The organism is Janthinobacterium sp. NKUCC08_JDC (assembly GCF_019345575.1).
In the GTDB taxonomy this organism is placed as follows: Bacteria; Pseudomonadota; Gammaproteobacteria; order Burkholderiales; family Burkholderiaceae_D; genus Janthinobacterium; species Janthinobacterium aestuarii.
In genome coordinates this window covers 179,207-194,401 of sequence record NZ_JAHKQW010000006.1, presented here as the reverse complement: position 1 = coordinate 194,401, position 15,195 = coordinate 179,207, and the positions used below count along the sequence as shown (strand labels likewise).

Genomic DNA, 15,195 nt, shown 5'->3' with positions numbered 1-15,195 from the left:
ATCTTTCCCCGTAGCTGCCGCCAGATATGCCACCAGGATTGCCAACCTTTCAGGGGAAAACTTGATGAATAGCACGGAACAGTACTCGATACATCCATCGATCGGCGTTGCCCGCGTGGGCAACAGCCATGATTCGTTTTATCTGGCGCCGGAAACGATCGGCGGGCTGCCGATCGAAGTCGACAGCAACAACGATCCGCTGCTTGTTGATGGCAAGCCGGTCCGCGTTGCCCAATTCAAGGATGCGGCCGGCCGCGTGCGGCGCCAGGCAGCCAGCTTCCGCATCTACAAGTCCGTGGCGGGACGTCCCGGCGAAAAAGTCCTCGTCGACCTGCAGGACCCGAACATTGCCAAGATCGAGTGGACGGTGCACGTGGCAAACAAGAAGGCAGCGTGGTGGAACTTCATTCCCCTGCTGGGCGACCTGATGTTCGGCCCATACAACAGCTATGAAACCTGGGAAAAGACGCCGCCCGCCTGGAATCTGACGCCCACGTCCTGGACCAATCTGCGCAATGACACCGTCAAGGGAGATGAGGCACGGCAAAAACTGATCGTCGATCCGGGACCGCGCACACTCGATGCGCCGCTGGGAAAGGCCCATTTCGACAAGGATGGCGCCGGTTCCTATGCGCATGTGTCCTTCCCCGATCCGCACGCCATCACGCAAGGCTATCCGGTGCGCACGCTCGGTGAAATGCGCACGGATTCGCGCGGCAACCTGCTGGTGATCGGCGCCTATGGCCGCGCGGGCGGCTCCGAAAGCATCACGGGCTTTGGCGGCGGCGACACGTGGAATGACGACGTGGGCGACGGCCCCGTCAGCGCGACCATCCATTTCACGGATGGCAGCCCGTCCGTGGAACTGAAAGCGTGGGTGGTCATCGGCTCGCCGAAGTTCGCGCCCGAGCTGGTGAATATTTCCACCTGGGATGACGTCGTGGCCGACATGGCCATCAAATACAAGAACGCGCTGCCCGAGGCCTACGACACGGCCCGCTGGAGCGGCAGCGATGGCTGGAACCCCGACTACGTCGTCAATTACGGGCAGGACATTCAGCCCTTCCTCGCCAGGATAGGCGATTACCAGTGGGTGGCGACGGTGCCGTCGATGACGGCCTTCATCCGTCCCAACTTCGACGTGGCCGATGCGTCGGAAGCGAACCGGCCGCAGCGCGAAAAATTCTTCAGCTATTTCAGGAAGCCGTCGGCCATCCGGCCCGGCACGGAGGAACAGGCGCCCGGATTCACCGGTGGCCAGGGCGGACAATTGTTCAGCGAAGCCACCACGGAGAACCCCGCCGCCGGCATTCCTCTCGTGCCCTTGAATTCGGGCAGCAATTCCGTGCGCAACAACGTCATCAGCAAGTTTTCCGTGCTGACGGATACGCAATACTTTGCCCTGCAGCAATGGGCGGCCGGCAAATTCGCCGCCGACGCGCCGGGCCTGGCCTTGCCCGGCATCGACCCGCTCGATCAGGCGGCCATCGGCAATTGCGTGGGCGAACCCATGTGCCCCGGCATCGAAGTGACGTGGAGCGTGCGCAATCCCATCATCTATGCGAAACCGTACGCCATCCTGCACCGCGTGGATGCCGATTACGCAAAAAACGGCCTGTCGGCGGGCCGCGACGAGTGCGAACCGCTGGACTGGAACGACCCGACCGTCGGCACCGGCTGCGAACCGGGCGACCTGACCAAGCGCATGGCCATCCCATGGCAGGCCGACTTCTATGACTGTTCCGTGCAGATGATCAACTTCGACAATCCGGACCTCGTCAAGAATCCCGACACGCTCATCCCCGTGCCGCCCACCTATTACGCCTACTGGTGGCCGCCGCAAAGCCCGTGGAACGTGATCAACGGCGCCACCACCAAGGAAGAACAGGCGCTTGCCGGTGTACCGGCCGGCATGCAGGTGATGTACAGCCGCGGCATGAACAGTTTTTCACAGATGATCAGCTCATGGCACTACCTGGGTTTCATCGTGAACCAGAACCAGGATGCCGAGTCGGGCCGCCAGTACCCGTACTTTGTCGAGAAGGAGCGCAATCACGCCAAGTTCGTGGCCGCCAGCGTCGGGGTCGGCAATGCCAGCAGCTTCATCACGGGCGACGATTCGAATTACCTGCCCGCCTGGTTCCTCAAGGACGAGGATCCGCAGACGGCGCCCGAGAAGGCATCGCAGCTGTTTGCCACTGGCGGCGCGCAAGTGGCCGTGCACGACACGCCGAAGAAAATCCAGCCTGCCAACCGGCGCCGGTTTTCCCATTGAGTGTCACGCCAAGCACGTCGTCATCGCGCGACTACGACGTCGTCATTGTCGGCGGCGGTGCCGCCGGCACTGCCGCCGCCCTGACCCTGGCCCGCTACACGGGCTTGCGCGTCGCCTTGCTGGAAAAGCAGCTGTTCGACGATTACCGGGCCGGCGAAACGGTATCGTCGTCCATCTTCTCGATGCTGGATTTTCTGGGCGTGGGCCGCGACCTGCTGGACGGCGCCCAGCTGCCCGCGTTTTCCCACGCGGCCGCGTGGGGCAGCGCGGAGCTGATGTCGCGCGAAGCCGTCTTCAGCAGCCACGGCCACGGCTTGCACCTGGACCGCCGGCAATATGACGCCATCCTGCTCCAACAGGCGCGCCTGGCGGGCGTGGCGTTGCTGCGCCCGGCGCAACTGGTGCAGCTCGAACACGGCGACCCGTGGCGTCTGCGCGTGGCGAGCGAGGGGCAGGAAACGGACCTGACGGCCCGCTACCTGATCGATTGCAGCGGCAAGCAGGCGGCCATCGTGCGCCAGCGCAAGCGTCCGATCCACACGGAAGACTCGCTGGTGGCGCTGTACGCTTATTATCAGCTGGACGAGCCGCAATTCCTGCCGCACCGCACCCTGGTGGAAACGACGCAGCACGGCTGGTATTACGCCGCGCCCCTGCCGGGCGAGCGCGTGGCGCTGGCCTTCATCACGGATGCCGACATCCTCAAGCGCCTGCGGCTGAAGGAAGCGGCGCCCTGGCGCGAGGCCGGCATGGGCACGCGCCATGTGGGCGACATCCTCGCGCGCCTGCCCCCGCCGAGCGCCCTGCGCCATTACGCCATCCACAGCCGGGTGGCGTCGCTGCCGGCCGACGAGAACTGGACGGCGGCGGGCGACGCGGCCGCCTGCTTCGACCCGATCTCGTCGCTGGGCATCGGCCAGGCCATGGCCTCGGGCATCCATGCGGCGCGGGTGGCGGAAGCTTATCTGGCCGGCGAGCGGGGCATGGCGGCCGGCTACCGGCGCAGCGTCTTCGCCGCGTTTGAAACCTATCTGCAGATGCGGCGCGGCTTCTACGGTGCCGAGCAGCGCTGGCGCGATGCGCCGTTCTGGCAGCGCCGGGCCGCTTCTTGACGCGCCCTGCAAAAAACTGAGCCAGGTCAAGAGAGCGCATGTCCACGGCCCGTTTCCGGGCCAATTCCAGCCCCGCCTTGCCATTCGCACTATAATGTTGGCACCGCGTGCGGCAGCAATGGCGGCGATAGACGGTAACAATTTCGTGTGGAGGCCGGTACAATAGCGTCTGGGCCTACACAGGGTTTCACTTTTGCCAGCAGTTGCCAGCAACTAACCATTTTTTTGACCAGCCAACAAATACTATGAGTTCGATGAATGAAGAGCGCGTTTTAAGCGTGCACCACTGGACGGATACCCTGTTCTCCTTTACCACCACGCGCGACCCGTCGCTGCGTTTCTCGAATGGCCATTTCACCATGATCGGCCTGCGCGTCGACGGCAAGCCATTGCTGCGCGCCTACAGTATCGCCAGCGCCAATTACGAAGACCACCTGGAATTTTTCAGCATCAAGGTGCCGGGCGGCCCATTGACGTCGCGTTTGCAGCATTTGCAAGTGGGCGACACCGTCATCGTCGGCCGCAAGCCGACGGGTACCCTGGTCTCCGATTACCTGCTGCCAGGCAAGCGCCTGTACATGCTGTCGACGGGCACGGGCCTGGCGCCTTTCCTCAGCATCGTGCGCGATCCGGACATCTACGAGCGTTTCGACCAGCTGATCCTCGTGCACGGCGTGCGCCAGGTCGATGAACTGGCTTACCACGACTTGCTGGAAGAGCATTTGCCGAAGCATGAGTTCCTGGGCGAAATGGTCAGCGACAAGCTGCGCTACTACCCGACCGTGACGCGCGAAGACTTCCGCAACATGGGCCGCATCACGGAACTGATCGAGAACGGCAAGCTGGCCGAAGATCTGGGTGTGCCGGCATTGAACCCTGCCGAAGACCGCGTGATGATCTGCGGCAGCTCGGACATGCTGCGCGACCTGAAGGAAATGCTGGAAGCGCGTGGCTTCAAGGAAGGCAATACCTCGACGCCTGGCGACTTCGTTGTCGAGCGCGCGTTCGCCGAGAAGTAATCGGCAGCAAACTCGCAGCAAATACAGGGGCCCGGCCCCGCCGCTTCCTGCGGCGGCGCCGGGCTTTTTCATTGCAACTTGTGCCATCAACTTGTGCCATCATTTCCTGCGCGCTCCTGACAGAAATTGTCAGTACTTTTTATTATGATTTCGGCACCCGCTGGCTAGCCAGCCAGTACTATTGATCTCTCCACCTGCGACAGGACTTTTCATGACACGTGCCATCACCATTCTGACCGAGAACTTTGCCGATTGGGAAACCGCCCTGCTCAATTCCACGGCGCGGCTCTACTACGGCTTTTACACGCAGTTCGCCACGCCGGGCGGCTTGCCCGTCACCTCGTCCGGCGGCATGCTGGTCACGCCGCAACTGGCGCTCGAAGAGATCGTGCTCGACGAACTCGACTTGCTGATGGTGTGTGGCGGCAGCTTCTGGCAAAGCGGCAAGGCGCCCGACCTGGGCCCGCTGCTGCGCGCGGCCCGCGACAAGGGCGTGGTGCTGGCCGGCATTTGCGACGGCACGCGCGTGCTGGCGCAGGCGGGCGTGCTCGACACCGTGCGCCACACCTCGAATTCGGCCGATAACCTGGCGGATACGGGCTATGCGGGCGCGGCCCTGTACCAGGATGTGCCGTGGGCCGTGGCCGACCAGCGCGTCATCACGGCAGCGGGCACGGCGCCTGTCACCTTCACCAGGGAAGTCTTGCGCGCCCTGGGCATCGCCGATGACAACCTGGCCGCTTACCTGGCCATGCACGGGGCCGAGCACGGCCAGGCAGCCCGCTAGTTGGCACCGAGCACGCGCAGGCGCGCCACGGCGTGCGTGTTGCCCGGGTCCAGTTCCAGCGAACGGCGGTAATGCGTGACGGCCAGCGCCGTGGCGCCGTCCGCCTCGTACGCTTCGGCCAGGCTGTCGTGGCCATTCGCCCCTTGCGGGTACAGTTGCACACCCAGCTGGAAGACGGCCACGGCCTGTTTCGGCTGCTGCCGCCCAAGCAGGCGGTAGCCCCAGGCGTTCAAGTCGTCTTCCGTGGGTTCCGGCAAGCCGTGCTGGCGCAGGATGGCCGCCAGTTTCTTGTCCAGCCCATCGAAACCGGCGCTGGCCGCCTGCTTGCGCAGCAAGTGCGCGGCAAACGCGCCGCCGCGCTGCTGGCGCAGGGCGGGAAGATAGAAGCCGGCGACGGTATCGATCAGCTGTTCCGGCTGGCCGCCGGCCAGGTTGCTGAGGATAATGACGGCCAGGCCATCGTTCGGATACACATAAAAGGCCGAGCGGCCACCGCCGATGCCGGCCACGGCGCGGTGGCCATCGCGGCCGATGGTGGGCCAGCCCAGCGCCCACGGCGCCGGCTTGCCGTCATTCAAGCTGGTCGGCTGCCACAGCCGTTCCACACCGGCGGGCGCCAGCAAGCGTCCCGACTGCAGCGCGATGAGCCAGTTGGCCAGTTCGCCCGCATTGCTGTTGATGCCGGCCCCGGCGCGCATGAACACGGGAAAGTCTTCGATCACGTTGCGGTAGCCCTTGCCGCTACGGTCCAGCACGTAGGAACTGGCCTTGTTGGCGACCACATCCTTCGCGTCGCCAAAGCCGCTGTGCCCCATGCCGGCCACGTCGAACTGCCGGCGCTGGATGAAGGCGGTAAAGGGCTGGCCGCCCTGGCGCTCGATCAATTGCGCCAGCAAGACGTAATTGGTCTGGTTGTAGCGGTAGCGCTGGCCTGGCGGGGCTTCCACGGGCAGCGCCTGCACGGCTGTCCACGCCGCATCGGCGTCGTCCGGCAGCGGCCCCACGAGCTTGCCGCTGCGCTGGTCCAGCACGTCGGGCAAGCCCGAGGTATGGTTGAGTAATTGGGTCACCGTCACGGCTTGCCAGGCGACAGGCAAGTCTGTCAGGTACTGGCCGACCGGTGCGGCCAGGTCGACCTTGCCCTCTTGCACCAGCTGCATCACGGCCACGCCCGCAAACGCTTTCGTTGCCGAGTTGATGGAAAACAGGCTGGTATCCGTCACGGGCACCTGGTATTGCAGACTGGCCAGGCCGAAGTTGCGCTTCAGCACAACCTTGCCATGCTGTATCACGGCCAGTTGCAGCCCTGGAATCTGGCGCTCCTGCATTTCGCTGCGCACGAAGGTGGCAATATCATGTTCTGCGGGGAACGCCTGCGCATGGCTGGTGGGGCTGGCGGCAAGCGCCATGACGAGCAGGACGGACGGCAGGCATGGCTTCACGATGCGGCTTTCGGCAAGAGAAAACGGAACCGCAGCATCCCATACCTATTTGTCAACGTCAACGATAATCTTGCCAGTCAGAAAGTTACTCGTCCAGCCACACATCCTCGTACCCTTCCCGGTCGAGAATGAACTTGGCACCGCTGGGCAAGGCCAGGTAATCGACCACCTGCGGCAGCATCTCGTGCAGGTGTTCCGCATGCAGGGGCTGGTAAAAGCCGCTGGCGTCGTCGTGTTCACCGCAATGGATAAACCAGCTGATCGTGCCGTTTTCCGGGAGCTCGATGCGCGTGCCGTAGATGGGCGACTGCGCCAGGCTGCCGATGGCCAGGGCCACCATGGGTTCGGGCACCTGCGCCGGCAAGCCGAATTTGTCGCAGATGCGCTGCTGTTTTTCGCTGATCAGTTCAGTCAGGTTCTTCATCATCTTTTTCTCAGGATCCGATGTAGCGGTAATGGAGGCGCAGCGCGCCATCGTGGCCAGGCATTTCCAGGTGCAAAATCGCTTCGCCGGGCTTGCCATCGGCCAGCAGCAGGCATTCCAGGCCCAGCGGTCCCGCCTCGGTGGCATACACGTCGACGGCGGGACGGCCGCCCTTGCCCGGTACGAAAGCTTGCGCCAGCGGCGCCAGGGACAGCGCCTGGTCCGCCGCAAAATAGCTGTCGAGCATTTCGATGATCTCGTCGGCCACGGCCGGCGACAGGCCCCAGTCGCGTTGCAGCGCAACAGGATCGCGCCCGTCGAGCGTCTGCACGAAGGCTGCGGCTTGCGCATATGCCAGCTGACGCAGGCTGTCGGTAACTGCCATTTCCATCATGTGGCTCCTGCCTTGTCCATTCAACAGGCGCCATTATAGTGCGTGGCCGCGCGCCTAGGCTATCCGTTTGCCATCCATAATCAGACCGATTGCCGTTCATTTAAAACGCCATCCTTATTATTTATCGCACTGCAATAATATAAATGGACCGCGTGATATTTGGTGAGTATTCCAAACAGATAATCGCGAATACGATTGATTTTCAATTGACGCTTATTTATTCCGGCGCTAATATCGAATGGCCATAGACCATGGCATACAGTGCAAGCAGTACTTAACCATCACAAGAGGATAGTACAATGCAAAATCAAACCAAATTGTTCGCATTCAAACTGGCTGAAAAACAGGTACAAAAACAGGCGGCGCCCGCAACTGCCTGGAAAGTGCGCGACGGCGTCGCCGTGGCTGGCTGCACCGCCGTCGGCACCCATGATCAATATCGCGACTCTTCGCGACTCAGGCCGAACGATAGCGGCCAGTATTGCTGATCTTCGCAGCACCTTGGAACCTCGCCCTTGGCGGGGTTTTATTCCAATCCCGACTTGATGAACTGGCGCCAATTGCGGCGCAGTATATTTCTGCGCGCGGCATTCATAATAAATACCAACATTAACTGATTCTTTATCGACGAAGAATTTTAAAATCCGGCATTTAAAAACCGGCGCCACTGGATACTCAATAAGCGGCACTTAACCACGACAAGAGGATGACAATGCAAAAACAGAATCAAACCAAGCTGTTTGCTTTCAAACTGGCGGAGAAAGAGGCAGACAAGGAAGTCAAGCAACCATGGCAGGTGCGCGATGGCGTAGCCGTGGCCGGCTGCACGTATTACGGCGATCCGGAAGATTACAATCTGCGCGACAGTTCGCGTTTTTCCCCAAACGATACGGGCGTGTATTGCTGATGCCCTAGCCAACTGAAGGCCTTGCCACGGCAAGGCCTTTTACTTTCCTTCCCCGCAGGCCCCTGAATGCATAAAAAGGTATTGATTATCAGCCATAGCGGCGATCTGCACGCCGACCTGGTTTCCCCTATCCTGGCCGAGCGCGGCCATGCCCCTTTCCGTATCGATCTCGACGCCTTTCCCCGCGCTTACCAGCTGTGCCAGCGCCTGCAGGACGGCCGCGCCAGCGCGCGCCTGCGTCGCTTGCCCGATGGTGACTGGCTTGACTTGCAGCAAGTAGGCGCCGTCTGGCTGCGCAAGGCGGCCGACTATGCCTACGTCAGCGCCGACCTGACCCCGCAGGAACGCGCTTATGCCCAGCTGGAAACGGAGCAAGCGATCTTCAGCGTGCTGTACAGTCTCGATTGCTACTGGCTCAGCCATCCGCTGGCCCTGCGCGGCGCCCAATGGAAAGGCGAACAGCTGGCGCGGGCCGCGCGCATGGGTTTTCGCGTGCCCGCCACCGTAATCACCAACGTGCCCGACGACGTGCGCGCTTTCCGCGCCACCGTCGGCGGCCCCATCATTTTCAAGAGCATGTCCACGCCGAGCCTGGCCGCCGAAGCCGTCGAGGACGTTGACAGGGTCAGCACCGGCATCGGCACCACCATCGTCGACGACGACGCCATGCAGGACAGCCTGGACGCCGTCAGCGAACTGAGCTGCCAATTCCAGGAATATATCGTCAAGCAATATGAATTGCGGGTCACCGTGATCGGCCAGCAACTGTTTGCCGCGCGCCTGTATTCGCAGGACGATGCGCGCACGGCCATCGATTCGCGCGACATGTCGGCCCCCATCCGCTATGAAGCCGCAACCTTGCCCGATGACATACGGCAGCGCTGCCTCGCTTTCGTGCACAGCTATGGCCTCGAGTATGGTGCGCTGGACCTCATCGTCACGCCCGAAGGCGAATATGTTTTCCTGGAAAACAATCCTGTCGGTCAATTTTTGTATGTGCAACAACTGGTGCCCGCCTTGCCCCTGCTGGAAAGCGTGGCCACTACCCTGATCGAAGGAGCCTTATGCCGCAGCCAGACCTGAACCAGATCCCCGTCCAGCTGCGCGAACTGGAACTGGCGCGCGACAGCCGTGCCATCGTCCTGGCCGCCTCGCACCTGGACATGGAACTGCTGCCCGCCCTGTATGAACTGTGCCAGGGCATCGGCCCCGTGGCGCGCCTCGACGTGGTGCTGCACGGCCGCGGCGGCATCGTCAACGCGGCGCGGCGCATCGCCATCCTGCTGCGCCAGCATGCGCGCCACCTGAGCTTTATCGTGCCCTTCCACTGCCAGTCGGCCGCCACCTTGCTGTCCCTGGGCGCCGATGAGATCATCGCCGGCGACCTCGCCCTGTTCTCGCCCATCGACCCGCAGCTCGATGGCACCGACGGCGGCTCCATGTCCAGCCTGGACATCAAGGTCTTCGGCGACATGGCGCAGCAGTGGTTCGGCGTCGATGCGGCCGAGGCGCGCCAGCAATCGCTGTCCTTGCTGTGCGGCAGCATCTTCCCCCCTTCCCTCACGGCCTTCTATCGCACCACGCTGGAGCTGACACAGATCGGCGAGGAATTGCTGGCCTGGCAATTGCCCGACGCCACGCCAGAAGCGCGGCGCGCCATCGTCGCGCAACTGGTGACCGGGTACCACTCGCACAACTATGCCCTGACGCGCGAAGAGCTGGCCCAGCTGGGCTTGAACATGGCCCGCGATGCCCATGCCGAACGGCTGGGCTGGGCCATCTCGACGCAGTTGCAATCGAGCATAGGCGGCGCCCTGCGCAGCGCACCCGACGAGCCGTGGAACGATGCCCTGCTGGCGTCGCGCGACGGCGTGCAGCTGCGGCGCCAGCGTCCGGGCGGCTTTGCGCCGCTGTGGAGCACGCAATGCTGACAGCACTCGCCTTTTTGTCCGATATCGCACGCTATGTGATCGCCTTGCTGTTGCTGGCGGCCAGCGTGGGCAAGCTGCGCAGTTATGGGGACTTTCGCGGCAACCTGGCCACCTCGTTCGGCGTGGCGCCCGCTGTCGCCACTGTTGCCGCACCGGCCCTGGTGGCGGCGGAACTGCTGCTGGCCGGCTGGCTGCTGGCGGGCGGCACGCAGCTGCCCATGCTGCTGTCACTGCTGCTGCTGAGTACCCTCACGGCCGTCCTGGCCTGGCGCTACTTTACGCACAGCGTGGTGCGCTGCAGCTGCTTTGGCGAAGCGGAGCGGCCCGTGTCGCAATACGACCTGTTGCGCAACGTGCTGGCGGTCGGCATCAACGGCGCCTATTTCGCATCCGAGCAGACGGCATCCTTGCCCGTCGCCACCTCGGTCCTGGCCGCCGGACTGGCGGCCATCGTCTGCGTGGCCGTGATTTCCCTGCACGACATCGCCACGTTGGCAAAGGCAGGCTGATGGATGATACGACCTTGCAACTTGTGCTGGCAGCGCTGGCCTTTGCCGTCGCCGGCAATATCTGGCTGACCCTGGCCGTGCTGCGCGCCAGCCGCCGCGAACGCATCGCGCCCACGGCGCTGGTGCCGGGCGAGCCCCTGCCGGCAGTGCAAGCCCGTCCCCTGGCTGGCGGCGCGCGTTTCCAGCCGGGTGCCGCGGGCCAGGCGGCCGTGCTGCTGTTTTTGGCCAGCCGTTGTCCGAAATGCGCGGAAAAGCTGGCTGGTATCGAACAGCTGCTGCCGCTGGCGCGGGACGCCGGCCTGGCCCTGTGGCTGATCAGTGAAGAACCGGCCCGCCGGCTGCGCGCCTTTTTGCCCAGTAGCATCTTGCGGGAAGCCACGGCGCGGCTGACGCTACGCGATTACCGGTGCGTGAACCCGCTGATGAGTTCGCCTTCCTATGTGTTCGTCAATCACGAGGGCACGGTGGAAGCGGCCGGCCTGATCGGCGATGAAGACTGGCTGGCCCTGGCCGAACAATTGAACGCCGAACCGTCGCAGGAGCGCGCCGCATGAACCATGTAAACATCGGCCCCCATCTGGAACGCCTGCGCCTGCTGTACCCGGTACGCTGGCGCATCGCCGCCGGCCTGCTGTGCATGGCCCTCACCGTGGGTGCGCAGCTGGCCTTTCCGCAAGCCATCGCGTATTTCATCGATAACGTGGCGGAACTGACGCGGCGCGGCGTTACGCCGGGCATGGTGGCCGCCATGCTGGCCTTCAGCCTGCTGTATGCGCTGGCCTCGGCCGCCCGCTTCTATCTGCTGCAATCGGGCGGCCACATGATCGTCATGGGCGTGCGCCGGCGCTTGTTCGACGTGGTAATCAACCAGCCCATCGCCTTTTTCGACAAGCACCATGGCGGCGAGCTGAACAGCCGACTCACGTCCGACGTGTCGGCCCTGCATGAAAGCCTGACGATCGGCGCGGCCAATGCCTTGCGCTCGCTGTGCGTGTTTTTGGGCGGCATCGCCATGCTGCTGCATCTGTCGCCCATGCTGAGCTTGCCGCTGGCCCTGTTCATTCCCATCAGCCTGTATCTGGGCAAGTTATCAGGCAGTAATTACCGGCAGCGCGCGCGGGCCATTTCCGCCACCCTGGCCGCCAGCGGCAAGGTGGCGCAGGAATACTTTGCCCATGCGCGCCTGGTGCAGGCGTTCAACCAGCAAGGCGGCGCCATGGCGCGCTACGCGCAAGCGATGCGCGAACTGCTGGGCGTGTCCCTGGCCGGCACGCGGCTGCTGGCCGTGTTCCAGGGCGCGCAGGGCTTGCTCGCCTTCGTTGCCCTGCTGACCACCTTGTGCTTCGGCGCCCACCTGATCGGCCAGGGCCGCTTGAGCGTGGGCGAGCTGACGGCCTTTGTCATCTATGCCAGCATGGTGACGGACACGGCCGGCTCCATCAGCGAATTCTGGAACACGTGGATGCGCACGATGGGCTCGACCGACCGCATCTTCGAGATCCTGCGCAGCCACCGCGCCGTGCCCGAGGCGGCGCCGCAGCCGCCGCTGGCCGGCCATATCGCGCTGCGCGACGTACGTTTTTCGTATCCCGAACGCACGCAGGTGACGGCCCTCGACGGCGTCAGCCTGTCCATCCGCGCGGGCGAAAAAATCGCCCTCGTCGGCGCTTCGGGCGCGGGCAAGTCCACCATCGCCAGCCTGGTGCTGGGCCACTATCAGATAGACGCGGGCAGCCTGCAGTTCGACGGCATCGATGCGCACGTGCTGGGCGTGACGCAGCTGCGGCGCCAGATGGCCGTGGTGGAGCAGGAGCCGGCCCTGTTTTCCGGCAGCATCGCCGACAATATCGCCTTTGCCGTGCCGGACCGGGTCGTGGCGCGCGAAGCGATGGTGGCGGCGGCGCGCCTGGCGCATGCCCACGATTTTATTGCAGCCTTTCCGGACGGCTACGAGACCCTCGTGGGCGAACGGGGCGTGCAATTGTCCGGCGGACAGAAGCAGCGTATCGCGATTGCCCGCGCCATCCTGCGCGCGCCGAAAATCCTCATCCTGGACGAAGCGACGAGCGCGCTCGACGCCGCCAGCGAACAGCAGGTGCAGCTCGCGCTCGATACCTTGATGCAAGGGCGCACCACGATCATCATCGCCCACCGCTTTTCCACCATCGTCAAGGCGGACCGCATCATCGTCATGGAGAAAGGCCGGATTTGCCAGCAAGGCACGCACGCCGAGCTGCTGCGCGCGGGCGGCCAGTATGCGCGGCTGATGCAACAGCAGCTGTCGCAATTCCAGCAGTTGCATGACAGTACGGCAACCCTGTAAAGTGTGCCAGATGAAAAAAACCTATCATGGCAGTTGCCACTGCGGCGCCGTGCGCTTTGCGGCCGAGATCGACCTGGCGGCCCCCAGCCTACGCTGCAACTGTTCCTACTGCCTGAAAATCCGCTGCTGGGCCAGCCTGGTCCCGCCCGCGGATTTTCGCCTGCTGGCCGGTGAAGCAGACTTGAGCGAATACCGCTTCGGCGAGCGCCGCGAGCGCCATTATTTTTGCCGCCATTGCGGCGTGCGCCCGTTTGGCCGCGGCGATTCGCCCCGCAGCGGCCCGTTCGTCGGCATCGGCGTCAACTGCCTCGATGACGCATCGGCGGCCGAGCTGGCGCAAGTGCCCGTCACCTTTGTCGATGGCCGGCATGACGAGTGGAATAGGCCGCCGCAGGAAACGCGGCATCTGTAGTAGCAATCTAGAAATGGTTGTCATCCACCACGGAGTTTTCCTACGTGGCGACAAGTCGTGTCCCTATGGCTAAGCCCGACGCAGGCAGCGAGAATGGTCTCAACGGTGCAGCCAATGTTGAACCGGATGATTACGCAAACCAACCATAGGGGACATGACCATGACTTCGAACAGCAACGACAAATCGGGCGGCCAATCGGACAAACAGCAATCGGGCCAATCGGGCAGCCAGCAGTCGGACAAACAGTCCGGCACCCGCCAATCGTCGGGCGGCACCCAGGGCGGCACGCACGAGCAGCACGTCGAGGCAGGCCGCCAAAGCCACAAGAATGACGGCGACAAGCAATCGGGCTCGCAGCAATCGGGCCAACAGTCGGGCCAGCAATCGGGTTCCGGCACCGGCACGCGCGGCGGCACGCATGAGCAGCACGTGGAAGCGGGACGTCAAAGCCACAAGAATGACGACAAATCCTGATCCCGGGGACATGGCCAGAGGCGCCTTCTCAACATGAAAGCACTGACGGCCATGCTGTGCGCCGGGCTGGCCATGGGCCTTGCCGCCTGCGGCGCCAGGAATACGGCATCAAACGTGGAGGCTCCGGGCGCACCGGCCGGGGTCTCCACGCGCGTGCTGGACGCGGGCGCCGACGCATTGCAAGCCCGGCCGCCGATTGCGGCGCTGAACGCCTATCTTGACGGTTTTCATTTCTATAATGGCAATCTGCGCGGCCAGATGGAAGCGCACCATTATTGCGCCATCGTCAATGAAGAGCTGATCCAGTGCGTGATCTACGATGGCAATGTCAAAGATGCCAAGCTGATGGGCGTCGAATACATCGTCAGCGCCAGGCTGTACGAAGGTTTGCCCGCGGCGGAAAAAGCGCTGTGGCACAGCCACGTGCATGAAGTCAAATCAGGCCAGCTGATCGCCCCCGGCATTCCCGCCGTGGCGGAAAAAGCCTTGATGCAAAAACTCGTCGCCACGTATGGCAAGACCTGGCATACGTGGCACACGGATGTACACAAGACCTTGCCCCTGGGCGTGCCGCAACTGATGATGGGATTCACAAACGATGGCCAGGCCGACGCCGCCATGGTTGCCGCGCGCGACCGCCGTTTCCGCATCGATTCGGCCGAAAAACGCCGCCAGCGGGCCGATATCGCCGCGCCAGCCATCATGGACGGTGCCGATGCCTGGCAGCACGGCACGACCATTCAGCTGGCCGACCCGACGGGAACGCAGCACGGTTCCTCATCACTACCGTCACCCTCCACGCACACGGCCGAACCCGCCATTTCGCGTCCGGCCAGATAGCCGGCACGCGAAAGGCCGTTGTCTGTAACCGCATTCTGGGCGATAATGACGGCCATGAACGATACCACCACCTTACCCCCATTGCCCGATCGCCTGTCGATCGACCCTAGCAGCCCTTATCACGTTGCAGCCGTGTTCGAGAACGACGTCGGCATCCGCTTCAACGACAAGGAACGTCTTGACGTGGAAGAATATTGCATCAGCGAACGCTGGATCAAGGTCGCTTCCACCAAGTCGCTCGACCGCCGCGGCCGTCCGCTGCAGATCAAGCTCAAGGGCAAAGTCGAAGCGTTTTACCGTTAAGCAATACTTGTACTGACCATCGAGGCCGATTTTCATCGGCCT

At 63.3% G+C, this 15,195-nt stretch carries 18 protein-coding genes; 15 read left to right on the top strand and 3 right to left on the bottom strand.

What is annotated here, in order from left to right; all coding sequences use genetic code 11:
- Positions 1 to 64 precede the first annotated feature (64 nt).
- From lodA to KO538_RS16835, 4 genes are all read left to right on the top strand, one after another.
- A complete protein-coding gene (gene lodA, locus KO538_RS16850; protein ID WP_219329035.1) occupies positions 65 to 2,275 on the top strand; it encodes a CTQ-dependent lysine 6-oxidase LodA in 2,211 nt (736 codons plus the stop codon).
- Entirely contained in the window at positions 2,272 to 3,387 is a 1,116-nt protein-coding gene (locus KO538_RS16845; protein WP_219329034.1) for an FAD-dependent oxidoreductase, read from the top strand. Before lodA ends, KO538_RS16845 begins: the two co-directional genes overlap by 4 nt.
- A gap of 245 nt (positions 3,388 to 3,632) precedes the next feature.
- Entirely contained in the window at positions 3,633 to 4,406 is a 774-nt protein-coding gene (locus tag KO538_RS16840) for a ferredoxin--NADP reductase (RefSeq protein ID WP_034748152.1), read from the top strand.
- 211 nt (positions 4,407 to 4,617) lie between these two features.
- Complete coding sequence (locus tag KO538_RS16835) at positions 4,618 to 5,193, top strand: type 1 glutamine amidotransferase family protein (protein ID WP_219329033.1); 576 nt, start codon at positions 4,618 to 4,620, stop codon at positions 5,191 to 5,193.
- On the opposite strand, the gene KO538_RS16830 is transcribed toward KO538_RS16835, so the two are convergent.
- From KO538_RS16830 to KO538_RS16820, 3 genes are all read right to left on the bottom strand, one after another.
- Entirely contained in the window at positions 5,190 to 6,635 is a 1,446-nt protein-coding gene (locus KO538_RS16830) for a serine hydrolase domain-containing protein (RefSeq protein ID WP_219329032.1), read from the bottom strand. The two genes, KO538_RS16835 and KO538_RS16830, sit on opposite strands and share 4 nt — an antisense overlap.
- Before the next feature lie 85 nt (positions 6,636 to 6,720).
- Positions 6,721 to 7,059, bottom strand: a complete 339-nt coding sequence (locus KO538_RS16825; protein WP_219329031.1) for a hypothetical protein — start codon at positions 7,057 to 7,059, stop codon at positions 6,721 to 6,723.
- A 10-nt stretch (positions 7,060 to 7,069) separates the two neighbouring features.
- Positions 7,070 to 7,453 (bottom strand): hypothetical protein, encoded by a 384-nt coding sequence (locus KO538_RS16820; protein WP_219329030.1) that lies wholly within the window; start codon positions 7,451 to 7,453, stop codon positions 7,070 to 7,072.
- A 299-nt stretch (positions 7,454 to 7,752) separates the two neighbouring features.
- Here KO538_RS16820 and KO538_RS16815 point away from each other — a divergent pair, with 299 nt between their 5' ends.
- The 11 genes from KO538_RS16815 to KO538_RS16765 all read left to right on the top strand — a co-directional run bounded on the left by KO538_RS16815 (position 7,753) and on the right by KO538_RS16765 (position 15,153).
- Positions 7,753 to 7,941: a hypothetical protein gene (locus KO538_RS16815; RefSeq protein ID WP_034748143.1), complete on the top strand. Its 189-nt coding sequence runs from the start codon at positions 7,753 to 7,755 to the stop codon at positions 7,939 to 7,941.
- Positions 7,942 to 8,165: 224 nt separating this feature from the next.
- Complete coding sequence (locus tag KO538_RS16810; RefSeq protein WP_034748139.1) at positions 8,166 to 8,360, top strand: hypothetical protein; 195 nt, start codon at positions 8,166 to 8,168, stop codon at positions 8,358 to 8,360.
- Between the two features lie 66 nt (positions 8,361 to 8,426).
- Positions 8,427 to 9,443 carry a RimK family alpha-L-glutamate ligase gene (locus tag KO538_RS16805; protein WP_219329029.1) on the top strand — a complete coding sequence of 339 codons (1,017 nt, stop codon included), beginning with the start codon at positions 8,427 to 8,429 and terminating at the stop codon, positions 9,441 to 9,443.
- Entirely contained in the window at positions 9,425 to 10,291 is an 867-nt protein-coding gene (locus tag KO538_RS16800; protein ID WP_219329028.1) for a hypothetical protein, read from the top strand. Before KO538_RS16805 ends, KO538_RS16800 begins: the two co-directional genes overlap by 19 nt.
- Positions 10,285 to 10,800 (top strand): MauE/DoxX family redox-associated membrane protein, encoded by a 516-nt coding sequence (locus tag KO538_RS16795; RefSeq protein WP_219329027.1) that lies wholly within the window; start codon positions 10,285 to 10,287, stop codon positions 10,798 to 10,800. The genes KO538_RS16800 and KO538_RS16795 overlap by 7 nt, the downstream gene beginning before the upstream one ends.
- Positions 10,800 to 11,354, top strand: coding sequence for a redoxin domain-containing protein (locus KO538_RS16790; protein WP_219329026.1), 555 nt, complete (start codon positions 10,800 to 10,802; stop codon positions 11,352 to 11,354). Before KO538_RS16795 ends, KO538_RS16790 begins: the two co-directional genes overlap by 1 nt.
- Complete coding sequence (locus tag KO538_RS16785) at positions 11,351 to 13,123, top strand: ABC transporter ATP-binding protein (protein WP_219329025.1); 1,773 nt, start codon at positions 11,351 to 11,353, stop codon at positions 13,121 to 13,123. The genes KO538_RS16790 and KO538_RS16785 overlap by 4 nt, the downstream gene beginning before the upstream one ends.
- Positions 13,124 to 13,133: 10 nt before the next feature.
- Positions 13,134 to 13,535 (top strand): GFA family protein, encoded by a 402-nt coding sequence (locus KO538_RS16780; RefSeq protein ID WP_219329024.1) that lies wholly within the window; start codon positions 13,134 to 13,136, stop codon positions 13,533 to 13,535.
- A gap of 160 nt (positions 13,536 to 13,695) precedes the next feature.
- Positions 13,696 to 14,010 (top strand): hypothetical protein, encoded by a 315-nt coding sequence (locus tag KO538_RS16775; protein ID WP_051990946.1) that lies wholly within the window; start codon positions 13,696 to 13,698, stop codon positions 14,008 to 14,010.
- Between the two features lie 33 nt (positions 14,011 to 14,043).
- A complete protein-coding gene (locus KO538_RS16770; protein ID WP_219329023.1) occupies positions 14,044 to 14,850 on the top strand; it encodes an OBAP family protein in 807 nt (268 codons plus the stop codon).
- A gap of 54 nt (positions 14,851 to 14,904) precedes the next feature.
- Entirely contained in the window at positions 14,905 to 15,153 is a 249-nt protein-coding gene (locus KO538_RS16765; RefSeq protein ID WP_010398340.1) for a DUF3297 family protein, read from the top strand.
- The last annotated feature ends 42 nt before the right edge of the window (positions 15,154 to 15,195 follow it).

Excerpts from the sequence above, each read along its gene's own strand:
- KO538_RS16835 (WP_219329033.1), top strand. The coding sequence starts at position 4,618 with ATGACACGTGCCATCACCATTCTGACCGAGAACTTTGCCGATTGGGAA.
- KO538_RS16820 (WP_219329030.1), bottom strand. The coding sequence starts at position 7,453 with ATGATGGAAATGGCAGTTACCGACAGCCTGCGTCAGCTGGCATATGCG.
- KO538_RS16815 (WP_034748143.1), top strand. The coding sequence starts at position 7,753 with ATGCAAAATCAAACCAAATTGTTCGCATTCAAACTGGCTGAAAAACAG.
- KO538_RS16800 (WP_219329028.1), top strand. The coding sequence starts at position 9,425 with ATGCCGCAGCCAGACCTGAACCAGATCCCCGTCCAGCTGCGCGAACTG.
- KO538_RS16790 (WP_219329026.1), top strand. The coding sequence starts at position 10,800 with ATGGATGATACGACCTTGCAACTTGTGCTGGCAGCGCTGGCCTTTGCC.
- KO538_RS16795 (WP_219329027.1), top strand. The coding sequence starts at position 10,285 with ATGCTGACAGCACTCGCCTTTTTGTCCGATATCGCACGCTATGTGATC.
- KO538_RS16805 (WP_219329029.1), top strand. The coding sequence starts at position 8,427 with ATGCATAAAAAGGTATTGATTATCAGCCATAGCGGCGATCTGCACGCC.
- KO538_RS16810 (WP_034748139.1), top strand. The coding sequence starts at position 8,166 with ATGCAAAAACAGAATCAAACCAAGCTGTTTGCTTTCAAACTGGCGGAG.
- KO538_RS16770 (WP_219329023.1), top strand. The coding sequence starts at position 14,044 with ATGAAAGCACTGACGGCCATGCTGTGCGCCGGGCTGGCCATGGGCCTT.
- KO538_RS16840 (WP_034748152.1), top strand. The coding sequence starts at position 3,633 with ATGAGTTCGATGAATGAAGAGCGCGTTTTAAGCGTGCACCACTGGACG.
- KO538_RS16825 (WP_219329031.1), bottom strand. The coding sequence starts at position 7,059 with ATGAAGAACCTGACTGAACTGATCAGCGAAAAACAGCAGCGCATCTGC.
- KO538_RS16775 (WP_051990946.1), top strand. The coding sequence starts at position 13,696 with ATGACTTCGAACAGCAACGACAAATCGGGCGGCCAATCGGACAAACAG.
- KO538_RS16785 (WP_219329025.1), top strand. The coding sequence starts at position 11,351 with ATGAACCATGTAAACATCGGCCCCCATCTGGAACGCCTGCGCCTGCTG.
- KO538_RS16780 (WP_219329024.1), top strand. The coding sequence starts at position 13,134 with ATGAAAAAAACCTATCATGGCAGTTGCCACTGCGGCGCCGTGCGCTTT.
- lodA (WP_219329035.1), top strand. The coding sequence starts at position 65 with ATGAATAGCACGGAACAGTACTCGATACATCCATCGATCGGCGTTGCC.
- KO538_RS16765 (WP_010398340.1), top strand. The coding sequence starts at position 14,905 with ATGAACGATACCACCACCTTACCCCCATTGCCCGATCGCCTGTCGATC.